General features: G+C 46.4%; 21 protein-coding genes and 1 tRNA gene. 7 read left to right on the plus strand and 15 right to left on the minus strand.

The features are described from left to right. Positions 1 to 128: 128 nt before the first annotated feature. From FRZ54_RS04450 to FRZ54_RS04470, 5 genes are all read right to left on the minus strand, one after another. Positions 129 to 200 (minus strand) — tRNA-Glu (locus FRZ54_RS04450). 82 nt (positions 201 to 282) lie between these two features. Further along, positions 283 to 1,152, minus strand: a complete 870-nt coding sequence (locus FRZ54_RS04455; protein ID WP_147030442.1) for a helix-turn-helix transcriptional regulator — start codon at positions 1,150 to 1,152, stop codon at positions 283 to 285. A gap of 103 nt (positions 1,153 to 1,255) precedes the next feature. Then, complete coding sequence (locus FRZ54_RS04460) at positions 1,256 to 2,428, minus strand: serine hydrolase domain-containing protein (RefSeq protein WP_147030443.1); 1,173 nt, start codon at positions 2,426 to 2,428, stop codon at positions 1,256 to 1,258. Between the two features lie 20 nt (positions 2,429 to 2,448). Continuing rightward, a complete protein-coding gene (locus tag FRZ54_RS04465) occupies positions 2,449 to 3,075 on the minus strand; it encodes a response regulator (protein WP_147030444.1) in 627 nt (208 codons plus the stop codon). A 12-nt stretch (positions 3,076 to 3,087) separates the two neighbouring features. Beyond that, positions 3,088 to 6,075, minus strand: coding sequence for a ligand-binding sensor domain-containing protein (locus FRZ54_RS04470; RefSeq protein ID WP_147030445.1), 2,988 nt, complete (start codon positions 6,073 to 6,075; stop codon positions 3,088 to 3,090). A 134-nt stretch (positions 6,076 to 6,209) separates the two neighbouring features. Here FRZ54_RS04470 and FRZ54_RS04475 point away from each other — a divergent pair, with 134 nt between their 5' ends. Then, positions 6,210 to 6,686 (plus strand): OsmC family protein, encoded by a 477-nt coding sequence (locus FRZ54_RS04475; RefSeq protein ID WP_147030446.1) that lies wholly within the window; start codon positions 6,210 to 6,212, stop codon positions 6,684 to 6,686. Here FRZ54_RS04475 and FRZ54_RS04480 read toward each other — a convergent pair. The 6 genes from FRZ54_RS04480 to FRZ54_RS04505 form a co-directional block, all read right to left on the minus strand. Continuing rightward, complete coding sequence (locus tag FRZ54_RS04480; protein ID WP_147030447.1) at positions 6,683 to 7,981, minus strand: MFS transporter; 1,299 nt, start codon at positions 7,979 to 7,981, stop codon at positions 6,683 to 6,685. The two genes, FRZ54_RS04475 and FRZ54_RS04480, sit on opposite strands and share 4 nt — an antisense overlap. Further along, on the minus strand, positions 7,978 to 8,643 hold the full coding sequence (locus FRZ54_RS04485) for a beta/alpha barrel domain-containing protein (protein ID WP_147030448.1): 666 nt from the start codon (positions 8,641 to 8,643) through the stop codon (positions 7,978 to 7,980). Before FRZ54_RS04485 ends, FRZ54_RS04480 begins: the two co-directional genes overlap by 4 nt. Positions 8,644 to 8,735: 92 nt before the next feature. Beyond that, positions 8,736 to 9,773: a sugar kinase gene (locus FRZ54_RS04490; RefSeq protein ID WP_147030449.1), complete on the minus strand. Its 1,038-nt coding sequence runs from the start codon at positions 9,771 to 9,773 to the stop codon at positions 8,736 to 8,738. Further along, positions 9,774 to 11,174 carry a glucuronate isomerase gene (uxaC, locus tag FRZ54_RS04495; RefSeq protein WP_147030450.1) on the minus strand — a complete coding sequence of 467 codons (1,401 nt, stop codon included), beginning with the start codon at positions 11,172 to 11,174 and terminating at the stop codon, positions 9,774 to 9,776. A 1-nt stretch (position 11,175) separates the two neighbouring features. After that, the gene (uxuA, locus tag FRZ54_RS04500; RefSeq protein WP_147030451.1) at positions 11,176 to 12,369 is read right to left on the minus strand and encodes a mannonate dehydratase; all 1,194 of its coding nucleotides are present in this window, start codon (positions 12,367 to 12,369) and stop codon (positions 11,176 to 11,178) included. A 158-nt stretch (positions 12,370 to 12,527) separates the two neighbouring features. Further along, positions 12,528 to 14,213, minus strand: a complete 1,686-nt coding sequence (locus tag FRZ54_RS04505) for a sodium/sugar symporter (RefSeq protein WP_147030452.1) — start codon at positions 14,211 to 14,213, stop codon at positions 12,528 to 12,530. Positions 14,214 to 14,444: 231 nt separating this feature from the next. Between FRZ54_RS04505 and FRZ54_RS04510 the strand changes: the two genes are divergently transcribed. Further along, positions 14,445 to 14,717, plus strand: coding sequence for a DUF4242 domain-containing protein (locus tag FRZ54_RS04510; RefSeq protein ID WP_147030453.1), 273 nt, complete (start codon positions 14,445 to 14,447; stop codon positions 14,715 to 14,717). Positions 14,718 to 14,723: 6 nt separating this feature from the next. Continuing rightward, the gene (locus FRZ54_RS04515) at positions 14,724 to 15,191 is read left to right on the plus strand and encodes a lipocalin-like domain-containing protein (protein WP_147030454.1); all 468 of its coding nucleotides are present in this window, start codon (positions 14,724 to 14,726) and stop codon (positions 15,189 to 15,191) included. Between the two features lie 8 nt (positions 15,192 to 15,199). Here the strand turns inward: FRZ54_RS04515 and FRZ54_RS04520 are convergent, their stop codons facing one another. Further along, the gene (locus FRZ54_RS04520; protein ID WP_147030455.1) at positions 15,200 to 17,080 is read right to left on the minus strand and encodes a chloride channel protein; all 1,881 of its coding nucleotides are present in this window, start codon (positions 17,078 to 17,080) and stop codon (positions 15,200 to 15,202) included. Between the two features lie 198 nt (positions 17,081 to 17,278). Here FRZ54_RS04520 and FRZ54_RS04525 point away from each other — a divergent pair, with 198 nt between their 5' ends. The 3 genes from FRZ54_RS04525 to FRZ54_RS04535 all read left to right on the plus strand — a co-directional run bounded on the left by FRZ54_RS04525 (position 17,279) and on the right by FRZ54_RS04535 (position 19,717). After that, positions 17,279 to 17,719 (plus strand): DoxX family protein, encoded by a 441-nt coding sequence (locus FRZ54_RS04525; protein ID WP_147030456.1) that lies wholly within the window; start codon positions 17,279 to 17,281, stop codon positions 17,717 to 17,719. Between the two features lie 58 nt (positions 17,720 to 17,777). Next, positions 17,778 to 18,473 carry a Crp/Fnr family transcriptional regulator gene (locus tag FRZ54_RS04530; protein ID WP_147030457.1) on the plus strand — a complete coding sequence of 232 codons (696 nt, stop codon included), beginning with the start codon at positions 17,778 to 17,780 and terminating at the stop codon, positions 18,471 to 18,473. Between the two features lie 101 nt (positions 18,474 to 18,574). Further along, on the plus strand, positions 18,575 to 19,717 hold the full coding sequence (locus FRZ54_RS04535; RefSeq protein WP_147030458.1) for a putative sensor domain DACNV-containing protein: 1,143 nt from the start codon (positions 18,575 to 18,577) through the stop codon (positions 19,715 to 19,717). Positions 19,718 to 19,775: 58 nt separating this feature from the next. Here FRZ54_RS04535 and FRZ54_RS04540 read toward each other — a convergent pair whose 3' ends face one another. After that, entirely contained in the window at positions 19,776 to 20,567 is a 792-nt protein-coding gene (locus FRZ54_RS04540) for a DUF4350 domain-containing protein (protein WP_228462621.1), read from the minus strand. Positions 20,568 to 20,632: 65 nt separating this feature from the next. Here FRZ54_RS04540 and FRZ54_RS04545 point away from each other — a divergent pair, with 65 nt between their 5' ends. Then, complete coding sequence (locus tag FRZ54_RS04545; protein WP_147030459.1) at positions 20,633 to 21,547, plus strand: hypothetical protein; 915 nt, start codon at positions 20,633 to 20,635, stop codon at positions 21,545 to 21,547. 3 nt (positions 21,548 to 21,550) lie between these two features. Here FRZ54_RS04545 and FRZ54_RS04550 read toward each other — a convergent pair whose 3' ends face one another. Continuing rightward, positions 21,551 to 21,985: a response regulator gene (locus tag FRZ54_RS04550; protein ID WP_147030460.1), complete on the minus strand. Its 435-nt coding sequence runs from the start codon at positions 21,983 to 21,985 to the stop codon at positions 21,551 to 21,553. A 116-nt stretch (positions 21,986 to 22,101) separates the two neighbouring features. After that, positions 22,102 to 24,066 (minus strand): glycoside hydrolase, encoded by a 1,965-nt coding sequence (locus tag FRZ54_RS04555; RefSeq protein WP_147030461.1) that lies wholly within the window; start codon positions 24,064 to 24,066, stop codon positions 22,102 to 22,104. Positions 24,067 to 24,072: the final 6 nt, after the last annotated feature.

Here is a 24,072-nt window from a genome sequence, read left to right on the forward strand (position 1 = left end):
AAAGCAAAAGTGAAGAAAATTTACGCTGTTACATTAGATTTTAGCCATTTTGATAGCAGCAACTTAAACCATAAAAACAAAACCCTTGTAAGAGAGATACTTACAAGGGTTTTGTTTTTAGTCTCCAGTAGCCCGTAGGGGAATCGAACCCCTGTTTCAAGAATGAAAATCTTGCGTCCTAACCCCTAGACGAACGGGCCGTTCTTTCAAACGTGGGCGCAAATATAGCAAGATTGGTGAATATGACAATCCCTGAAAAGTAAAAATTGACAGTAAATTAGCTCAGGCGGCCAGAACGTTGCGGTATTTGAGCGGGGTGGTTTTGTAGCGTGTCCTGAAAAGCCGTATAAATGAGCTGGTGCACTTAAAACCGACCATGTTGACGATCTCATATACGGGGTATTCGGTTTTGGTTAGCAGTAATTGGGCGCGTTGCAGGCGCAATTGTATCAGGAACTGGTGCGGCGACTGGTTATAAGCCAGTTTGAATGTGCGCAACAAGTGATTGACGGATAAACAGGCATGATCGGCCAGGTTATCAAGGTTAACGTTGCGGTTGTAATTAGCATACAGGTACTCCTTTGCCAGGTTCAGGCGTCTTAATATCTCTATCCTGGTGCTGTAATGCAGGAAATTGAGTTTTTTTGCTTTGTTCAGTATCTCTTCCTTATATATCCTGTAATAGTTTAGCAGGCACTTGCACAGGTATTCGCTTAGCACATCGTCATCATCGCCGCCATTGTCCAGGTATTCTTTCAGTGTCAGAACTGCCTGCTTCATTTCCGGCCTCAGGGGATACACGGTTTCTATCAATTCCGATTGCAGCGGGCTTTCCCTATCATATTTGCCTCCGAATATTTTGTCCTTCGGTGCCAGCAGGTTGTTAAATTCATTTAAAAAATCATCATCAAAACTGATAAAAAAAGCATTCACAAAAGTATCGGTTTCACTATTTGCGGTAAACTGGGTACCTTTATTCAGCACAATAAATGAATCGTGCTGCAGTGATAGACGTCGCCTGCCAATGCTGCATATTTCGCTGCCGCCGAATACAAAACGCATAGTGAAACTGGTAGTGCTTTCAGGCGATGATTTCCAATTATAATGACTTGTAATCTTATTTCGGTTATCGAGTATCTTGGTGTATTCCATGTCAATAGGATGATGAATATGCTCAGCACAATTTACTAAGGTGATTTTAGCATACTATCACCCCAATGGGGGGATTTATCAATTAAATACGTGATTTTGGGGCTTAATCGGTTTTGGGCAGCTCTTCAAATGTTGTTTTTGCCAGTTCCATCAACACCTTCATTACCGACACTTTCATAATGCGGTAGTCGCTCGTGTTAGTCTGCACCGCAAAGGCTATTTTGTATTTGGGGAAATAACACATCTCGGTCATGTACCCGGGAAAGAAACCGCTGTGCCCGTAGCTTATCCCATATTTAGCCGATTGCCTGATGATAACGCCCAGGCCGTATTTAGTATTCTGACCCAGCATCCTTGCCAATACGCCATCTTCCATAACAGGTAACATAGCCGGATCGAACGCCTTGCCTTCATAAAGCATTTTCCCCCATTTGGCGAGGTCTTTAGTTGTGGAATAGATGCCGCCACCGGTCCACTCAAATTGGGGATTAATAATAAATTCGCCGTTATCAGCTATTACTTCGCTGCGACCACCAAAATCGTTATTCTTACCGGCATAGCCTTGTACCAGGCCTTTCAAATTTCTTTTATCCGAAGGTTTTGTTTGTGTTAAATGAAATGGCTTTAAAATTCGATGTTGCAGCATATCATAATATTTTTTACCCGTCACCTGCTCCATGATCATAGCCAGCACGATGTAATTGGTATCAGCGTAATCCCAGCCTTCACCTGCTTTGAACGGTGCTTTCTCATCAAATACATAGGCTAATTCCTCCTCAGGTTTCCACACTTTGCCGGGATTGGCGGTCAGGTCCTTTGTAAAAGCCTCTTTAAACTCGTAACGCATAATGCCGCTGGTGTGATTCATCAGCATTTTTATGGTGATATCTTCGGCATTGGGCAAACGTTTGAACCATTGGTAATGGCCGAGGTATTTGGAGATCTTATCGTCTAGGCTAAACCTCCCTTCTTTGATCAGCTGCATGGCAATCGCCGAGACATAGGTTTTGCCAACGCTGCCCTGCATCATGTAGCTGTCAGTTGTCATGAGTACGTGACGGGTGGAATCGGCCATACCCGATGCAATCGCGATTACAGTATTGTCGGGCAGAACAATTCCGGCATTAAGTCCGGGAAATTTTCCTGCTATGCAAAGCGAGTCGAGCTTAGCCTGTAGTTTCTGTTGCAGTGCCGTGTTTTGTGCGAACGTCGCAAATGAAAAGAAGATAAAGGCAAATAAAAGCCCCGCTTTCGATATGTACTTAGGTTTGATCATAGACTTGAGGTGATTTTTTACTAAATCAACTTGTTTTCTTTAGCCGTTTTTATAGCATCGGCCCGCGAGTTGACATCGAGTTTGAGGTAGATGTTTTTGATATGACTGCGCACGGTTTCAAGGTCAATAAAAAGGTCTTTTGCTACCTGGCTGCGACTCTTACCATCGGCAATTTGTTCCAGTATTTGCGTTTCCCGTTTTGACAGGGGAGATTCCTGGTTTCGCTGGAACGATTTGATGACCATGCGGGCGATATTGACACTCATAGGGCCGCCGCCGTCTTTAACTTCGCGGATGGATTCAACGATCTTGGAAGGGGCCGTGTTTTTGGTCAGGTAGCCCGATGCCCCGTTGGCGAGAGCATCGAATATTGTCTTCTCGGACTCGTAGACGGTCAATATCAGGATATAAGCATGCGGCAGCATTTTCTTTAGCTTCGGGATGGCCTGTATGCCATTTGTGCCGGGAAGTTCGATATCAAGCAGGATAACGTCCGGCGAATCGTCACCTATTGTTTTTACCGCGTCATCAAACGATGCATAGCTTCGCACTACAGTATAACCCTCGCTCTGCCCGATCAGCAAAGCGTACCCTTCACGAATGATCTCGTCGTCCTCAATAATTACTATCCTGATATCCCTGCCCATATCTGCCTGGTTTTAATGTGTTATTGCATTATTTATCCTGATCTTCAGATCAACTAACGTACCGTGTCCCTTCTCCGATGAAATATTTATTTCGCCGCCGATCCGCCTGGTGCGGGTAATGATATTATTGATGCCCTGCCCTTTTGGCGAACCGTTCATGGAAAAACCGCAGCCATTATCCTTAAGCGTCAGGCGCATCTCGTCTTTTTGTACATCATCCAGGTTAAGTATTACACGGGTGGCGTGCGCATGTTTCAGTATATTGTTCAGCAGTTCTTTAAATATCATTGGGATATTCCTGCTGTACTCCATTGGCAGCTTTACCTCATTCAGCGATTCCTCTATCCCGGTAAACTCAAACTGAACAGGCGTATCCAGGAACAGTTCGCTGCCAAAATCTTTAATATGGTTCAATATTTCGTAAAGATTATCGCTTTGCGGGTCAAGCGCCCAAAGGATATCTTTAGTACCATTATAAAGCGAAGAAGCATTTTGTTTGATCTGTTCCAGCAGTTTCTTTTGATCGGCCTGGGTTACGTCCATTTTGGTATCCAATATCTCCGAAAGCACGGTAATGCGGGTTAGCTTATTACCCAATTCGTCGTGGAAATCCTCGGCCGTTTGCTGCCTTATTTTGAGACTCTCCTCGCGCTTAGTGGCCTCTATCATGCGCTGCCTGTTTACCTTGACGCGGTGCCTGTAGTTTTGAATAATGAAACCGATCAGGATAAAGAATGCTATCCCCGCCACCCTGAACCAAACTGTTTGATAAAATGCCGGTGTGATAGTGAACGAAAAACTCGCGGTATTTGCCGAGCGTATGCCGCCGGACGAAACCGCTATCACCTGGAAAGTGTATTTTCCGGCAGGTAACGAAGGATAATCGACCACGTCGTTTGTGATCGGGGTCGAATAGTTGGTGTCAAGTCCCTTTAATTTGTAACGGTACGATATGCCGTTAGGGTCACGGAGGTCGACACCCCGGAACCATATAGCCAGGTGGTTCTGGCCGTGCGACAGGATCGCACCATCCTTCAACAACACACTGTTCAGCCAACCGTTTGCTGCACCCTCTTTGGGAACCATCCTGGCCGACTGTATAATTACATGCGGGGGCGCTACCCGTTCCTGTTTTGAATTGACATCATAAATAATAGCGCCCTTCGTGGTACCTATCCAAACTTTGTGATCGGTATATAAGCTTGCGTTCTGGTTCGATTCCAGTATCAGTGATTTTGGGCTGCCATTGCCGGTAAGTGCAAACAGGTTCTTTTTCCTGTCGAATGATAATTTGTTGACACCCCTGCCCGTGCCGGCCCATATCACGCCATTTTCATCGGCTACCAGGCTGTAAATTGTATTTGAATTAAGGCCATCCTTTACGCCATAATTTTTCACTCTGCCGGTGGTGCGGTCCCAGGCAAATATGCCGCGGTCGTCGGTACCGAATACCAGGTAATTGCGGTATTTAAGTATGCAGAAAACCGCCGAGGTCTTCACTTCGTTCACAGCAAAGCCTTTTACTACTTCCTTATTTACGATAAGTGCGATACCATCATTAGTGCCCACCATCACCGAATCGCGCCCGAGGGTAGCGATAGCCGATGAAAAACGATAATAATTGGCTACATGAAACAATTGCCCTTTCTGGTAATAAAAACAACCGCCCGCCGTGGTTACCCATATCACGCCGCTGCTATCTTCGGCAATACCGTTGATGGCGTAATTTGAAACCTCTTTTATCTCTTTTACGGTTTTGTTGTCGTAGGTCCAAAGGCCTTCATGCGTACCTATCCACAAAGTGCCATTGCTATCACAATATAGTGCCTGTATCCGCATCAGGGCGGGCTCTTTTCCCGGCAGCTCTACCGGGTACAATTTTTTACCGTCATAGCGCATCAGCCCGCCTCCGTCGATACCTAACAGGACCCCGCCCTTTTTATCTTTGACGATACCCATCACCACTTCGTTAAAAGGCATGCCCTGCGACCTGTCAAACGTAATAAACCAGTCGCCCTCATATTTATAAAGCCCATTGCCCTGGGTGGCAAACCAAAGGTTATTATCAGCGTCGTTGTAAATATCGGAAACGGCGTTGTCCGACAACCCGTTCTGCGCGGTGAAATGTATCAGCTGGTGGTTCTCAAGGAAGTAAACTCCGCTGCTGGTTCCGATCCAGAAGTTGTTATTAACGTCCTGGGTTAAACATAACAAGTACGATTTAATGGATGATATCGCTTTACTTTCAAAAGGCATTAGTTCACCATCCTCTACAGTAAACAGCGTGGTATAAGTTTGCAGGTATATCTTGTGCTCAATTGCCCGGTCAAAAACTATTTTCGATACAACGAAGGATTTGTCGTCCGCAGGGTAATCAGTAATATTGGTCCATTTACCGCCATCAAGCAGGAAAAGACCTTTGCGGTAAACGGAGGCATACAATCGCCCCGTCTTATCAACCGCAATGGTGGTCAACAGCCTCCTGATAGTATCCTGTACCCAATGCTGTTGGGCTTTATCGCCGGCTATGCTGAACAGGCGTCCGCCGATAATGGCCCATACCTTCCCATTGCCATCCTGCACAATATTTCTGACCCGCTTGTTTTCCTGGTTGCCCGGCAGTTTGATAACGGTCATTTTCCTGCCGGTCATTCTGACGAGCCCGCTTTGCGTACCGAACCAAACATCGTTGTTCCTGGCAGAAAGAACCACGTTTACAAAATTTGTAGGCATACCGTTTTGCCGGGAAAAAGATATGAACTCCTTACCATCGAAGCGGCATGCGCCACCGAGCGTGGCTATCCAAAGCCGGTGCTGCTGATCGAGGGTAAGATCGTTCACCTGCGACTGGATGAGGCCATCCTGGATATCGTAATGGGTGAAGGTATATTTTTGAGCAAAGCAAACCGTATTCGCCAGGATAAAAGCGATCAGGCAAGACAGGCGCAGGACACCCGATGCTTTATCCCGGTAACAATTTCCCCTCAATATTTTTAACATGTATTGGTTTACGGCCCGTTTTTTTAAATCCAATATCAAATTACGTTTATTTAATGAACAAAAATGTCACCCTTTAAGGGTGATTCATCAGTTGATGCTGAACTAAGTAAGTTAAAATATCGCTAAAATTGCAAATGGAAAGATCGCACACCTATAATTTAACCATAACCTGGACAGGAAACCGGGGCACAGGCACCAGCGATTACCGCGCCTACGACCGAAACCACATCATCCGGGCTGAAAACAAGATCGAAATTCCTGGTTCATCCGACCCTGCGTTCCGTGGCGATAAAACGAGGTATAATCCCGAAGAGTTTTTGGTAAGTGCCTTATCTACCTGCCACATGTTGTCGTACCTTCATGTTTGCGTGATGAACGGCGTGGTGGTAACCGGTTATATTGACCATGCAACGGGCACCATGGCCGAAACGCCCGGTGGCGGCGGGCATTTTACCGAGGTAGTGCTGAACCCTGTAGTTACCGTAAAAGATGCCGCTATGGTAGCCAAAGCGAATGAATTGCATCACAAAGCGAGTCAACTGTGTTTTATTGCCAATTCGGTTAATTTTCCGGTAAAGCACACGCCGACTTGTGTAGTAGAGGGTGATTAAATATCCACTGGCTTCATCTTCGGCACCAAAAAGTGCATAATGCACCATGCCAGTAAATAAGCGCCACCACAAACAAAAAACATGATGTAATACGCTATCTCGATATGGTGTATGGCGCGGTAATACACGAACATATTTTTCTGCACGAATAACACCAAAAACACGCTGCCGACGGAACCAAACATCCCGCCAATACCCGTTACCGAACCGACAGTTCTTTTGGGGAACATATCCGACACGGTAGTGAAAATATTGGCGCTCCAGGCCTGGTGGGCAGACGCAGCCAAACCAATGATGATAACCGCCAGCCACATGTTAATGCTGCCCAGTATTTGGGCGAAGATAATAGGCACCACCGCGAAGGCATAAATGAGCATGGACGTTTTTCGCGCTTTGAACACCGGCCATTTTTTCTCGATCAGGCTTTTGGGCAGGTAACCTCCGTAGATACTGCCAACCGTGGCCATCAGGTAAACTAAGGCAACGGGTGCCGCAACGCCCGTCATTTTCAGTCCGTATTGGCTTTCCAAAAAGTCGGGCAGCCAGAAAAGATAGAACCACCAGATAGGATCGGTCAGGAATTTTCCGATAGAAAATGCCCAGGTCTGTTTGTAACTGAGCAGTTTGGCCCATGATATTTTTTGATTCAGCTTGTCGGCATTGGCTTTTTCATCCGCATCGCTGTTAATATAATCCAGTTCTGCTTGCGTAACACGCTTCTGGCGAGCCGGTATCTCATAAAGCCATAACCATAAAGCAAGCCAGACAAACCCGATCGAACCCGTGATAATGAATGCCCAGCGCCAGCCCCAGGCCACAGCAATAAACGGTACCGTAAGCGGGGCGACAATAGCGCCAACGCCTGCACCGGTATTGAATATACCTGTTGCTAGTGCCCTGTCCTTTTTAGGGAACCATTCGGCCACTGTTTTGATAGCTGCAGGGAAATTACCTGCTTCGCTTAAACCTAAAGCGAAACGTACTATCCCAAACCCCAAAGTGCTGTTTGCCAAAGCATGAAAAACCGCCGAAACGCTCCATAAAAAGGTGGAGAAAAAATAACCCATTTTCGTTCCCAGCTTATCTATCAATCGCCCGGCAAATAGCAACCCGATAGAGTAGGCCACCTTAAAGGCGATCTCGATATTGGCGTAGTCCCCGTCGTTCCAATGGAAATCCCTGGTCAGGTCCGACTTCAGCAGGCTGATAACGGCCCTGTCGAGGTAGTTGATCGTCGTAGCGAAGAAGATCAGTGCGCATATGACCCATCGGTAGTTCCCTGGTTTTTCATTCATAGCTGCCTGGATGATTGAACCAGTGCCAAAGCCGTTACCGTATCGGCGTATAACTGGTCGTACAATTTATTTTGCAATATCTGCCTGGTGATAAGTTTGCTGCCCATACCCACTGCGCAAACGCCTGCTTTAAACCAGCCGCTGATGTTCTCTTTATTCAACTCCACACCGCCGGTCGGCATAAACAATTGCCCCCTGAAAACATCCGTTACCGCCGATACAAAACCCGGCCCAAGTACATTGGCAGGGAATATTTTGATAAGAGCCGCGCCGTGTTCCTGCGCCAGGTGGATCTCGGTCGGCGTCATACAGCCGGGTATCCACAAACCGCCGTGCCGGTTGGCTACTTCGCCAACCTCGGGGTTAATGGTGGGGGCCACGATAAAATCAGCGCCTGCTTCAATGTATTTTATAGCATCTGCTTTGGTTTTTATGGTACCTATACCGAAATAGAAATCAGGCATCTCTTTATCGACCGCCGCTTTTAGCATTTTGAAATTTTCAAAAGCCTCCTTCGCGCGATTGGTATATTCCATTACCCGCACGCCTGCCTTATACAAAGTGCGCACGATCTGGAGACTAACTTCCCCATCCTCGTAAAAAAACAAGGGGAGCATACCCTGTTTGATAATGCTGCCGAGTACTGCCTGTTTATTTTTCATTTTTGCGTTGATTAAGTTGACTGAGTTGGATCAAGTTGATTGAGTTAGCCTTTAACTTAATAAACCTCCCGATAACTATCGGGACAACCCGATCAACCACCTAACTTTTTCATTATATCATTAACTGTTCTATTAGTAACATCACTCTCTATAAATAGCTTTTCAAACGCCGCCGCAGTGGCATACTCAAGCGTTTGTTCCGGGTCCCAATGCTGGTAAAACCCATATATCAAGCCTGCCATAAAGCAATCGCCACTGCCAACTTTATTGATGATATGTGATGCGCTGTATTCTTTTGAGCTGTAAAATTCGCCGCCGGTATAAAGCGCCGCATAATAGTCTACCTCACCTTCACTGTCAAACCGGAAGGTATTGGCAACAGCCTTACACCTGGGGTATTGTTTGATAATTTCCTCGGATGTTTTAAGCGCTTCCTTCAGGTAAATGCTTCGCTGTCCCGATTCATGTATATCCGGAGCAACACGGATGCCCAGCAAAGCTTCCACGGCCCAAACGTTGCCCATCACCAGGTCGCAGTATTGTACCAGCCGGGGCATAATCTCGGCTGCCCCCTTTCCATATTTCCAAAGTTTGGACCGGTAGTTCAGGTCGACCGAGATGGTAATGTTTTTTTGTGAGGCTATCCGCAAAGCCTCCTCGCAAACATCGGCAATATTATGGCTGATGGCGGGGCATATCGCACTGAAGTCGAACCAGCTTACCCCTTCAAATTCCTTCTCCCAATCGATCATACCGGGTTTCAGTTCCGAAAACGCAGAATGGGCACGGTCGTATATCAGGGCATCGTTCTTCAGGTCCTTTCCTTTCGTTAAAAAATACAGGCCTATCCGGCTACCCCGGTAGTTCACCGACATTTTGATACCCTGTTGCTCCACAAACCGGACGATCTGCCTGGCCATGCCATTATCCGGCAACGCAGTAACATACCTGGTCGGTACATCCCATAAAGCTAACGCAGTAGCCGCATTCAATTCGGCCCCTGCTATAAAAAACGGGAGCTGGTTATCCTTCAGCCACTGGCCCTCTTCATCAGGCGAGATGCGTAAAAGTAATTCGCCAAAGGTGAGTACCTTTCCCTTGGAATTCATTTTTAAAGGATCGTTCATCATTTAAAAATCAAAATAGTTTTTAGCGTTATGGTAGCAAATATCCAGTATGATCTTACCTGTCCAGGCTAAGTCGTTGGGTAGTTCGCCATTGTCTATATCTTCCCCGAACAGGTTACAAAGCAGCCGCCTGAAATACTCGTGCCGCGGGAACGACAGGAAGCTGCGGGAATCCGTCAGCATACCCACCATGCGGCTTAGCAGGCCCATGTTTGATAGCGCATTCAGCTGTTTGGTCATTCCATCCTTCTGATCCAAAAACCACCAGGCCGATCCAAACTGTATTTTTCCTGCCACCGACCCATCGTTAAAGTTGCCGATCATGGCTGCTATTACTTCGTTGTCGGCCGGGTTCAGGTTATAGATGATCGTCTTCGCCAATTGGTCAGTCGTGTCCAGTTTATTCAGGAATTTGGACAGCGCGCGCGCCTGGCTGAAATCGCCTATAGAATCCCAGCCGGTATCGGGACCAAGATTACTTAATGCCCGCGTATTGTTGTTTCGCAGGGCCCCAAGATGGAATTGCTGCACCCAGCCTTTTTCGTGATCCCACAGAGCAAAATTATACAGCATGGCCGACTTGAATTTTAATATTTCCAGCGGCATCAGCGTGTAATTGTGCCTGATTTTTTTGAAGATAGCTTTGATCTCAGCGTCGGTATAATCTTCGGCATATATCTGCTCAAGCCCGTGGTCGGACAGCTTGCAACCGTTAGCTGCAAAGTGGTCGTGCCGGACTTTCAAAGCATCCATGTAAGTATCAAAATCCTGGATCACTACGCCCGAAATGGCCTCCAGCCTGTCTATATAGCCATTTAATGTAAAAGTATCGTCCAAATTCATCGCCTTATCCGGACGGTAGGCCGGCAACACTTTTACCGCGTAGTTATCCTGTTTGATCCGTTGGTGATGTACCAGGTCATCCAGCGGATCGTCTGTTGTGCAAACAACCTCCACTTTCATTTTAGTGAGCAGGTTCTTTATAGAATAATCAGGCGATCGTAGTTTTGATGAGCATTCATCATACACTTGTTTGGCAGTATCCGGCGACAGCAATTTATCCACTCCAAAATACCGGCGAAGTTCGAGGTGTGTCCAATGGTACAACGGGTTTCTCAAAGTGTATGGTACGGTTTCGGCCCATTTCAAAAACTTTTCTTCATCGCTCGCCTTGCCGGTTATATAGCGTTCGTTAACTCCATTGGCGCGCATAGCACGCCATTTGTAATGATCACCGTAAAGCCAGGCATGGGTGAGGTTATTGAAATTTATGTCGGCAGCTATGTCATCAGGTGGCAAGTGGCAATGATAATCGATGATGGGCATATTGGCGGCATAGTCGTGGTACAGGCGCTGTGCCGTTTTGCCGTTCAATAAAAAATCATCATCCAAAAAAGCCTTCATGCTATTGGTATAAGGTGTTTTTGATGCCCATTTCCAAACCCCGCAACTCGGCGAGGCCCTTCAGACGACCTATTGCCGAATAGCCCGGGAACGTGTCGTAACTGAAGTCATCCAGCAATTTATGACCATGATCAGGCCGCATCGGAATGGCTATGTCTGTTCTTCCGTTTTCTTCCCTGCGCTTTTGTTCTTTCAAAACACTTTTCATAATAGCATACATATCCGAACTGCCTTCTAAATGGTTGTCCTCGTAAAAGCTGCCATCGGGTTCCCGTTTCACATTCCGCAGATGTAAAAAGTGAATATGTTCGCCTAATCTGTCTATCATACCCGGCAATTCATTGTCTCCGCGTGCACCCAGCGAACCTGTGCAAAACGTTAGTCCGTTGGACGGTGACGGGCAGGCATTGATCACATCCAGCAGATCCTCCTCTTTCGAAACCACCCTTGGTAAGCCCATGATAGGGAATGGCGGATCATCAGGGTGAATACACATTTTCACACCCAGTTTTTCGGCTTCGGGGATGATGGCTTCCAGGAACCAAGCCAAATTTTGCTTGAGCTGATCCGCATCAATGCCTTTATATTTTCCTAGGTGACCCTTAAACTGATCTATCGTCAGTACATCTTTAGTACCAGGCAAACCAGCCATGATATTATTGACGAGCCGTTGTTTTTGCTCTGCTCCCAGGCTATCAAGGTATTCTTTGGCATTGGCCTGTTGCTGACGGTCAAACTCGCGGTAAGCGCCTTCGCGTTCCAAAATATACAGGTCGAAAGCAGCCAGCGCAGGCGCATGAAAACGCAGGGCCGATGCACCGTTAGGCAGACGGAAATCAATATCCGTTCGCGTCCAGTCGAGCACCGGCATAAAATTATAACAAACGATATTGATGCCGGCCTTCGATAAATTTTTTAATGTGGCAATATAATTCTCCGCGTATTTTTCACGGTCGGGACTGGCAGTTTTGATGCTTTCGTGAATGTTCACGCTCTCCACTACTGACCATCTTAATCCCGCCGACTGGACGACATTTTTCCTCTTTTCAATTTCCTCTGTACTCCAAACTTCGCCGCTGGGTATGTGGTGCAGCGCGGTAACAATCCCCGTGGCGCCGGCTTGCGTAATGGCTTTTAGTGTGACCGGGTCAGACGGTCCGTACCAGCGAAAAGTTTGTTCGAGGTTACTGAACATGGGCAGATAGATGGTTTATAAATTCAAAAGCCTAATATAGAGAGACAAGCGCCAAGAGACAAGAGGCAGGGCAATTAAATGTCTTGTGTTCCACCATTAATAATAAAAGCGCCCCGGAAAACCGGGACGCCGCATATAGAACTGATCGATTAAAGTGCTTACCAAAACATGGTGTAAAGGGCAGTCAAAATACCCCCGATGATCAATGCGCCAACCGCAAAGCCATTTGATACTTTGAACATGCTTGTATCAACCTCCAATGCATGTGTTTTATCGCCTTTAGGATTCTCTTTGATCGAAATGAAATACATGCCGATAATACAAATAACAAATACGATGGCCATCCGGTCGAGGAACGGTATTTCATATAATTTTGTCGCCCCATCCGATTGCAACACGAGGGTTGAGAAACCAATGCCCTTCAGAAATGCCAGGTTGACGAATTTCGGAAGCACTTTCAATATCACCGACATGATGAAACCACCAATGGTAGCGAACATGGCTGCGCTTGAAGTGGTCTTTTTCCAGAAAAAGCCAAGCAGGAACATCGCAAATATCCCGGGCGAAACAAAACCAGTGTATTCCTGTATAAACTGGAACCCCCCTTTCTTGTCTATTCCCATAAATGGCGCAATTATACAACCAAGTATCATTGCTACCACTACCGCGATTTTGCCTATTGTTACCATTTGTTTATCTGTTGCGTCCTTTTTAATTGCCTTTTTATAGATATCCATTGTAAAAATGGTGGCTATACTATTTACTTTTCCGGCAAGCGACGCAACCACGGCAGCAGTTAATGCTGCAAAAGAAAGGCCTTTGAACCAAGGCGGTAAAAGATTGAGCAAAGAAGGATAAGCATTATCCGGGTTCAACTCGCCATTTACCATCATTTGAGAATGAAACACATTTTGCTTGTATAAGATAAATGCAGCAATACCAGGCAATACCACAATAACAGGCATCAACAACTTTAAGAAAGCTGCAAATAAGATGCCGGTACGAGCTGTTTTGAGATCGGCCCCTAGTGCGCGCTGCGTGATATATTGGTTACATCCCCAATAGTTGAGATTGGTTATCCATAAGCCGCCGATCAATACACTTAATCCCGGCAAGTCGGAGTAATGCTCGTTGTCTTTATGGAATATCATTTGAAAATGGTCCTCTGCGTGAGATTTCATAAGGCTCAAACCATTCAGAAAGCCCGGGCTTCCAAAATGTTTGGCCACTTCGTTAACCGCGATATAGGTAGTTACAAGGCCTCCGAGTATCAGAAAAAATACCTGTATAACGTCGGTATAGCCGATAACTTTCATACCCCCGAGTGTGATGATTACCGCAAAAACAGCCAGGAATATGACGCAGGTTGTCATGCTGATACCCGAAATACCATGAACAGCTATTGCGCCAAGGTACAGGATGGAGGTAAGGTTTACGATAATGTACAGCAAGAGCCAGAAAATAGCCATTATCATAGCTACATTACCGTTATACCGCTGGTTAAGGAACTGCGGCATGGTGAATATCTTATTTTTAAGATAAACGGGGATAAAGAACACGGCCACTATGACGAGCGTTGCCGCGGCCATCCACTCATAACAGGATATTGCCAGACCCATCGAAAAACCCGATCCGCTCATACCTACCATTTGCTCGGCAGAAATGTTTGACGCTATCAGCGATGCGCCAATGGCCCACCAGGTTAGGGTACCCTGGGCCAAAAAATAGCCCTGCGAACTGACATCTAAATTGTGTTTACGCCTGTATACCCAGTAGCCGTATGAGGCCACAATGATAAAGTATATGACGAATACGGTCCAGTCGCCATTTGATAATGTATGCATGTTGTTGTTTTAGGTTTATATATGTTGGTTTGACAATTATAGATTATCTTTTTTATATTATCAACAGGAAGGGATGTCTAATATAAACTATTTTTTAATTGACAATAGCTACATCACTGAAATGAATGAGCAACAAGTAATCGATCCTAAAAATAGTAGGTAAGACATTGTTTAAAAGCATTTTATTGTTTTTAACTTGGTGCTGAAATTTTGAACCAAAAATTTAAAGCCATGCCTAAATACGTGATCGAACGGGAAATTCCCGGTGCAGGTAAGTTAACTGCGGAACAATTAAAAGGTATTTCACAAACTTCGTGCGGTGTATTGAGCAATATGGGCCCGCAGATACAGTGGGTGCAAAGCTATGTAACAGGCGATAAAATCTATTGCGTTTACATTGCACCAAATGAGGATATGGTGCGCGAACATGCCAAACAGGGCGGTTTCCCGGCTAATTCGGTAAGCGAAGTAACGGCCGTTATTGACCCCACCACAGCCGAATAATACGATATGAGTTCTCCTGTTGTTGCTGCCCCTTCGGGCAGTTTAACCACGGACATTCGTGGTATTTGGTGGTTGTTGACCCGTCAGGATTGGACCAAAGACGGCCAAAAACGGATCGACCCGACTTTAGGCGCAGAGCCGTTTGGCATTTTATCCTATTCAGGTACCCATTTTGCCGCGCAGTTTATGAAGCGCGACCGGACGGAAGATGCCGGTGAACAAGTATTTTATTCGGGCCAGAATAATACCAGCGCGGTTGGGGGCTACGATGCCTATTTCGGAACCTATGAAGTAGACGAACAAACCGGCAAAGTAGCGCATACGCTCATCGGCTCCATTACGCCATCCAATATCGGCATGACCGTTTCGCGTGATATGCGTGCCGAAGGCGATAAGCTTGTCATCCAATTGGAAACTACAAGGCCCGACGGTGAACCTATTACCCGCACGCTTACCTGGAAGCGGTTGAGCTGATGCAGGTTTCATTTCGGCACATTGCCGATGTTTACCAGCTTGCGCCCCTTGATAAGCAATTTCATCCGGCCGCGTTTGAGCGAGATTTGTGTGTTGGGCGTTTCATTTTCGTCGATGTGATTCTTATAAGCTGTCAGTATTCCCTGGTAAGTTAGTATCCCGATGACCTTGCTTCCATTTGTTGAGATCACAGGCAAAGCGTCCCTGCCATGTTTTGCCATTGTTTCAACAGCCATGCGTAAAGTATCATCGTTTTTCAAAAATACACGAACATCGATCATGGCCGATTTTAGTAAATCGGTTCCTTCGTTATTAAGCACGTATAACGCAGATGTTTTGAGGATACCTGCATAGGATCCGTCTTTACCGACAGTAATATAATGATCATCGTGCTCCTTGTTTTCTGTAAGCCACTCTTTCACTTCGGTTATTGTGTTTTCGGAACTTATTATCACATCGTTTTCTGTCATTACTTGCGCTACAGTCATTTTTTTCAAAATGTCCGGCTCGTACGAATCCGGGGTGAAGACGCCGCGCCTTGCGATCTTCTCCGTCATAATGGTATTTTCCATCATGAAAAAAGAGATGAGATACGATGCTGTGCAAGCGCCCAATAACGGCAGTAAAGCACGTGACTGCATGGTGGCCTCAAGCGCAAATGTGATGCTGGTTAGGTAAGCTCTTGAAGCGCCGGCAAACATAGACGACATGCCGATAAGCGCCGCCATTGGAATACTAACTCCTGCTCCTGGGAACAGATCATTAACCACCATGCCCATAATGGCACCGGTTGCCCCGCCGATCGTTAGCAGGGGGGCCAATGTTCCTCCGGATGTGCCGCTACCTAAAGCAATGGCCCAGGAAAGAAATTTTAGAAAACACAAATTCAGCACAAGGTATAAAGGTACCTTACCGGCAAGCAGCGAGGTTATATTATCATACCCAACGCCTAAGGTATGGGGTGCAAAATAACCCACCACTCCGACAGCTAAACCACCCAGCGCTGGCCACCACATCCAATGGATGGGTAATTTTTCGAAAACATCCTCTATCCAGTAAACGGTTTTGGTAAGACCCATGGCCAGGAAACCAACAACAACACCCATCACGCTGTAAATGGCCAGGGCGGTATTGGAAGGGGCAGCAACATTGGGCATTGGGAAAACCGGGCCCGATTCAAACAACAGATGATGTCCTGCTGCCCCGGTTATGCAGGCAAGAGCTACAGGCAAAATGGCCCTGGGAGAAAATTCGAACAATAACAACTCGATAGCCAGGAAAACAGCAGCAATGGGCGTACCGAATATGGCGGCCATACCAGCCGTGGCCCCCGCCGCCAGGATGATCTTGCGTTCGTTAGAGGTAATCTTAAATAGTTGCCCCAATGTTGACCCCAGCGCGCCGCCCGTGGCAATGATAGGCCCTTCCGCCCCAAAGGGTCCCCCGGTGCCAATGGCTATGGCCGAGGATATGGGTTTCAAAAAAGTGATGGCAGGTTTTATTTTACTTTGATTTACCAGTATCTGCTCCATTGCTTCGGGTATGCCGTGACCACGGATCGCCTTGGAACCATAAAGGGCCATAAGCCCAACAACAATACCACCGGCAGCGGGGATAAGGATAACCCAAAGCCCTATATGATTGTCAGACGGACTATGAAATTTAAGGGAGAAGGTTCCGTAGAAGGCAATGTTAGTAACCATATAGATAAGAGAAACCAAAAATTTAGCGATGAGGCTGATGGCAACTGCGACACCAACACATAAAGCCGATATGCTGATGAGGCGTTTTTTAAGGACGAAGCTTTTCTTCAGGTCTTCCTTGCTTTCAGGCAATGCATTAAGAATAGGCGAGATAGGTATGCCTTTAGTATGATTGGTTATCTTCATAGTTTTGTTTGCGGCCCGGCTTACCGACCCGACTGACGGAGAAATTCAACTGATAAAATGTGCTGCAAAGGTAGTCATCAATTAATTCGGAAACAATAATAATTTTACAAAAAACCTTGCTTATTTGGCATAAAAATATTTAATTTCATATTAAATTTGATTTATTATGTTGTATTAACAAGGTTAAAAATTTAAGCCATGGATATAGTACATAGAATTGAAACCTGGGGCGACGGACATCACCCGAGGTTTTTTGACGCCGTTCGTATTGCTTTAGGCATTTTCCTGATGATGAAGGGCATCGCATTTATGCAAAACATTTCCGATCTTCAATACATTATGGAAAACCAGGCGGATATATCCCTTCCGCCGGCAATATTGATCGCTGTGGTGTATTATGCTGCTTTTATACATATGGCAGGCGGTACATTGATCGCTTTGGGTATTTTTACCCGCCTCTCGTGCGTATTGCAATTGCCCGTGGTTTTTGGTGCGGTGTTTTTCGTGAATTTATTACTGTCGCCGGTCAACACCGAATTGTGGGCGTCCATCGTGTGCCTGGCACTGCTGATAGTGTTCATGATCATTGGCTCGGGGAAGGCATCCCTTGAAAATTTTTTTAAGACGATCCGCAATTAATTTCAGGAAGTTTCGTAGTTATCATCTGTTAAAACATAATATTGCATCTGTACTGAATATGAAAAATAACCAACACGGGTGCGATTTGAACAGTTGTATGATCTGCCGGCTTTGTCTGAAAGACTGGCTACCGGCGATTGAGGCTAATAAACAAAACTTCTATATCAAAAAAGGGCAGCAAATATTTCGCGAGGGGGACCCTGTGAAAGGCATGTATTTCATTTATTCGGGCACGGTTAAGGTCCACAAAAAATGGGATAAGGAAAAAGAGCTTATCATCCGCTTTGCCAAAAAAGGAGATATACTGGGACACATGGGTTTAGGCGACGAAGCTATTTACCCGGTTACTACAACAGCGCTTGAACCCACCATTGTTTGTTATGTCAAAATGGATTTCTTTGAATCGACATTGAAGGTAAACAACGAACTTACTTACAGGCTGATGCGGTTTTTTGCCGGTGGATTGCAGGATTCGGAAAAACGCATGCGCAACCTGGTTCATATGCCGGTTAAAGGCAGGATAGCGCAATCTTTGATCGCCCTAAAAACCCAGTTTGGTATAAATGATGAGGGCGCTATCAATATTGAATTAACCCGCCAGGATCTTTCCTCTTTTGCAGGCGCGTCGTATGAAACGCTGTTTAAAGTGATAAACGAATTAGTGGATGAAAAGATCGCTGAGGTTTCGGGGAAAAGCATACGCATTTTGGATGAACCTGCGTTGAAACTACTGACAAGGGTAGCCGATATGTAAAATAAATACCTTATTGGCATTTTAAAGCAATATTTTGGAAGCAAGGTATTTTCAGCAATATTTTCGGGTAAATTAGTTGCATGAATAATGTGACCAGGGTCATGATCAGTGAACCAGCTTATAAGGCAGCCCGCTCTGTTTCCGGCGCTATTGAAAAGCATTTTGAAGAACAATTGAGCGCCGCGGCGTTGCGCGGCGAAACCAACCTGGCGCCTGCTCCGCAAAGCCGCTCTATAGCAGCAATTATTGATACCGCTTTCTGGACCAGCCTGCGGAAGGAAGAAGGCCGTTCGCCAAAAATATCGCTGGCGTTCCTGTTACCCGAACAGTCGGAGCAACCGCTGGTGTTTGAAAAACGCCTTCGGCTTACGCCGGAAATACTAACAAAGCTTGCCCCGGCAGTTGAGCGTTCAGGTATCCATTTGGGCGTTTGGCAGGAAGAAGATGACCTTTATATATGGGGAACAACGCATACCATTCCAGGTTTTTGTTTTGTGCTGGAAGTGATTGAGCCGGGGTTGCTTGTCATCAAGCATCGCCGTGTCGACGGTTTTGGCAAATATGTGAACGTGGCCGTACTGAAAGGCGACGAGGTAAAGATCATTGATGAAGGTGCGATCAATTACCCGGATTGCCCGGCCCTGCTAAGTTCTCTGCTTGGTTTTAGTGCGCAAACGTCGTGGAGCAACCCGGTGAACATTCATGTGCAATTGGCTGTTTCGATGCGAGCGCACGGGCACGGGGGCTTACTGCTCATCGTACCTTCCGATAGCGATAAATGGCGCGAATCCATTATCGACCCGATATCTTACGCAATCAGCCCATCCTTTATGGGGCTGGCAAACCTGATGAAGCAAGATGTTGATAAAAAAAGCCTCGCTTTGTGGCTCGACGAACTTGCACGCGAAATAGATTGTGTTGCAGGACTAACCGCTGTCGACGGGGCCACCATCATCAACGACCGGAACGAGTTGTTGGCGTTCGGCGCCAAAATAACAAGACCATACGGCAGTGAAACCGTAAAAGAAATTATGGTTACCGAACCCATCGTCGACAGCGAGGCGCAAATCATTGCACCCGGGCAGGATGGCGGTACGCGGCATTTTGCTGCGGCCCAATTTGTTTACGATCAGAGGGATGCCTTTGCATTGGTTGCCTCGCAGGATGGCCGTTTCACTATTTTCTCCTGGTCGCCATGCGACGAAATTGTGCATGCGCATAGGGTAGATACGCTGCTGATGTGAACACGATTACCGGATTTTATTGATAGGCAGGATTCGGACCGCCAAACTAAAAGCAAGCCTACTTTTGAACCGGGATTTGTTTAATAAGCCACCGCGCCACATCACTCGCAGCTTTATCATTATCATAATCTTTGGGCAGCCTTCCGTTGGTATATTCATTGTATAACCAAGGGTCGCCAACTGCCATTACCACGCCTTTGCCGTAATAAGCCACCGCGATGATGTCCGCGTCGCCATCTTTAAGCATTGTCTCCGCAGGCCTGGTGAGCGTGAGCGAACAAATATCCTTCATATATATTTTCCTGGCAGTTTTCAGTATGGGGTTATCGATAATAAGAAAGGTGCCGTTCAGGAAATGTTTATCGTCGACCACGTGGTTAAGCAGGTCGTCATTGAAATGAATTCCGAATTTTGCTGCCAGCGTGTTGAAATGTTTCAGTTCGACATTAGCGCTGTCGTTTGCCATCATCAGCAATACGCCGCCTTGCTTTACCCATTCGGATATCACTTTTACATCCCTCGAATCTATGTATTTGGGTTTCGGGCTTTCCTTTTTGGTGTCGGGATCGACTATGATATAAATGTCCGCCTGTTTCAAGTTTTCGGCCGTTGGCTCGTCATACAAAGTATTTAACTGTGCGCCTGCTTTTTTAAAGGCATCGCCGAAAGTGGAAAAACCGCCATTGTCTGTTTCTTCCCATTTGTAGTGGGTTGAGATCAATTTACCCGAAGAATCTTTGATATGCTCATCGTTAAAATAGGAATCGAGCAGCACACGCGCCTGGCCGTAACCGGACAGAGAAGCCACAAGTAAAATCAGGCTTAGTGCAGAACTAATTACTTTTTTCATGGTTAGATTTTGGAGGGGCAATTTATTCAAAGATGAACGTTTTTTTATTTATTTTGAGCCGTCTTATGAAAAGAACGCCTTACCTGCTGCTGGCCCTTACCCTGGTACTCCATATTTCATGCAAAAGATATACCCGCCACGGCCTTCCGTTTGCCGACGTAAAGGGTATTGAGTATACCGAGGTGCGCCGGATATTCGACAACGGGCAGGTGTTCGACAAGCAGGGTTACCAGCTGGAGCCCGTGTGGAAGTTCCATTTTATTTCGGATGATTCGGTGCAGGTATTCAGCCCAAAAAAACAAAAGTACTACGGCTTCCACGTATATTATGATCACGACCTGATCTTTAACATGATCGACTCGTGGCTGCAGCTGCTGAAAATGACGCCGGACAGCATCGTGTTCAGGTCGTTACGGGTAAACGAGAAGCGGGAGATATTACTGGATGACGAAGGGTCGAAAGTGTATATGACGTTTTATTCCGACAAATACCTAAAAACCAAATCGGCCCAAACCATTAAACAGATGGGTTTACCCACGCGTAAGGATACAGCATTTATCAGCGAGCGGTCAAAACTTGCCAATACGATTATGGACAGTGCTTTCTCGGCCCGGCAACCAGTGGTGCTGAAGAGCAACAGTCCATATGTAACCGCCGAGCGGCTGGTAAAACCGGACGACCCGCTGAGCGACATGGACCCATCCGAGGATTATTTGTACCCCGAGTATAATATTACCGTGCATCATGCTTATGAAGATTTTGCATATTCCTTCTCCGCCTTCGTGGACGCGCAGGGGGTGATACATTTCCGAAAATCGACTATTTTTTCTTATCCTGAGTTTGAAAAATCTAATACTCAAGCCATTAAAGCTTTACTTAGTGGTTATGTTGCGCGGTATGTTAATGTAACGCCGGGAAGCACTTTGGGCATACCGCACACCAGCGTAGTGCTGATCAACCTGACCGGCAAAAAACAATAGCCGTTAGTTGTACGATTCGATCAAAGCAAAACGGTCGATCGATATTTCCCTATAACGGATAATTTTTTGTAATGCTTCCTTCGTGATCGGCTTCATGATAAAGGCCTTTACGAAATCATACTCCTCCAGGTGTTGCAAATCGGCAGGGTATTTTGTCGCTGAAAGGATATACACGTCGATAGGTTTGGCCAACCGCGGGTAAAGCGACCTAAGCTGGTCCAAGAATTCCCATGCATCAAAACCGGGCTGGTAAGCTATGTCAAGCAAAATGATATCGGGCAGGCTCCGCTCGTCCGAATAGTTTTGGGATAGCTGGTCCATTATCCTTGAACCGGACCCCGTGCATCTTATCTCAACCGGGGAACCGAAACGAGAGAGCAGCTTTCTTAAAATAAAGTGGTCGAGCTGGCAGTCGTCAATGTAGGTTAGCTTATTCATACTAATAGGTGTTTGGTATACCCAAAAGTATATAAGCCGGGTAAGCCGGGCATCAGGGATACTACGGAATCGGCTGCGTATTTACACGGGTTCTGCAGGGTGTTTTCACCGCAAAACTATTGCGTAGTAAGTGTGATGAACGAGCGCTGATCGGCCTTAAACTCACATTCGCCATTGCTTATCTTCACTGAACCTTTTTGCTTCATGTCCGATTTAATGTTGGTGACGTATAGATTCAGTTTATTTACCCCCGCAGGCAGACCTGTCAAATGAACTTTCCGTGTGGTGCCGTTGTTGACAATATGGACGGTATAGACGTGTTTTGCATTATCGCCCAATGCCGCGCAGGAAATATCGGCGACATCGCTGGTGATAGGCATAAATCTTAGGTCCTTAGGGGTCGATGCCAGTTGTTTCAAATTCCAGAAGCGTTGCGTAGGCTCAAGCGGACCGTTATCGCCAAAAATGCCACCACCTTTCAGCGGCGAATAATCGGACGTTAGCTGCCATTGCAAAATAGATATGGGCTGACAGATGGCGAGCAGCCGGGTATACAGGTTGACCTCTTCCAGGGCATAAGACTGCTCCAGGAAATATTGCGGATAGCCCCACGCCGCCGCATCGATACTACCTTCGCCTACCAGCAAAGGCAGGTTGGTTTGTTTGGCCGCATCGGCCCATTTTTGCAGGATTGGCGTGTCCCAACCGCGCCACGAATGGAAGGAGACCATGCCTATGTAGGGTTTAGCCTGCGGATCGTTCATGGCCGGGTAGATGAAACTGTAGGTTGTGGCATCCGAATTATCGCCGAGCAGCAACTTAGTTGTTAATCCATGCGACGCAAAATAAGCGCCGAGGCCCTTGATCAGTTCATCATGTTCTTCTGCGGTTTGGCGGACGTTAATACCCAGGTCCGATTCGTTAAAAGAGAAATCGGCGACATCAACACCGTAATGTGCTTTGAGGTAAAGAATATAATCGGTTATCGACTGGTATATTTTGGTCATGCTTGATCTTTTCAACGGATTACCCCAGATGCCCTCGGGCGAACGGCCCATGTTTAGCTTACCCTCAACCGCCCAGGCGGGCGGGAACCACGCGGTAACGATTACCGGGATATTCATTTGGCTAAGCCTTTGCGCCATTTCCATAGCCCGCTTTACGCGGATGTTGAGTTTAGACGTATCGGTTTTTGTGGGATCGACCGTCGAATCGGGCTGCCAGCTTATCCAGGGCATTTCGACCCTGCCCCAGGCTACCCGCAGGTTTTTGAGGCAATAATCGATCACTTCTGGATCATGGGCAGGGTTCTGGATGCGGAAATTTCCGCCCAGCCCATCGAACACCCTTCCCGGGGCCGATGCGTCCAGTTTCATTTCGGCAGGCGAATCGTCTATCAAACCGGAGACCTTTATCTCGTATGTTCTTTGAAAAACGACGCCTTTGCCGATCTTACCTGAACAAATGGGAAAATATAAACTGATATTTTTCTGCTTTTCGTCAATTCGGAAAATTATGGTCGATATCGTATCCTGTTGTATCCGGATATCCTGCGATGCAGCCATAAAACTTGCTTCCTCCAGGTCGTGCTGCAAATGCATGCCGGGCGCTCCCAAACCAGTCTGGCTGAATTGATGTTCGGGCTGGTTGCTTAACTTTATTGCCCCGTCGTTGTAAGCAACCGGCAGGGTCACATTAAAATAAACACCGTCGAGGGTGGTGTCCTGCGCCGAAAAGCATTTGATAGTTATTCTTGCTTTTCCTTTACCTATATCCTTTACCGTCTCAGTAAAATGAATACTGTCAATTTTGGTGGTAACTACCTGCTCGTCGCCGTTGCGAATAAATTGGGGTTGCTGCAACTCCTTGCCTGTAAAGTAAACTTTCTTCCAGTTATTGCCGGATACGACTAAACGGGTATCGAACGCCATTAACTGGCCCTTAATACGAATACCGCTTAGGTTGCCGTAAGGCATCAGTTCCGCCTGGGCGAACACATGTTGTAAAGGCAGCAGCAAAATACAGGCTATAATCCCTGTGTTGATAAAATAGCCTACTGTCTTATTGCCTTTGCCAAACATATCCGG

Origin of the sequence: Mucilaginibacter ginsenosidivorans (assembly GCF_007971025.1) — a bacterium.
GTDB lineage: Bacteria > Bacteroidota > Bacteroidia > Sphingobacteriales > Sphingobacteriaceae > Mucilaginibacter > Mucilaginibacter ginsenosidivorans.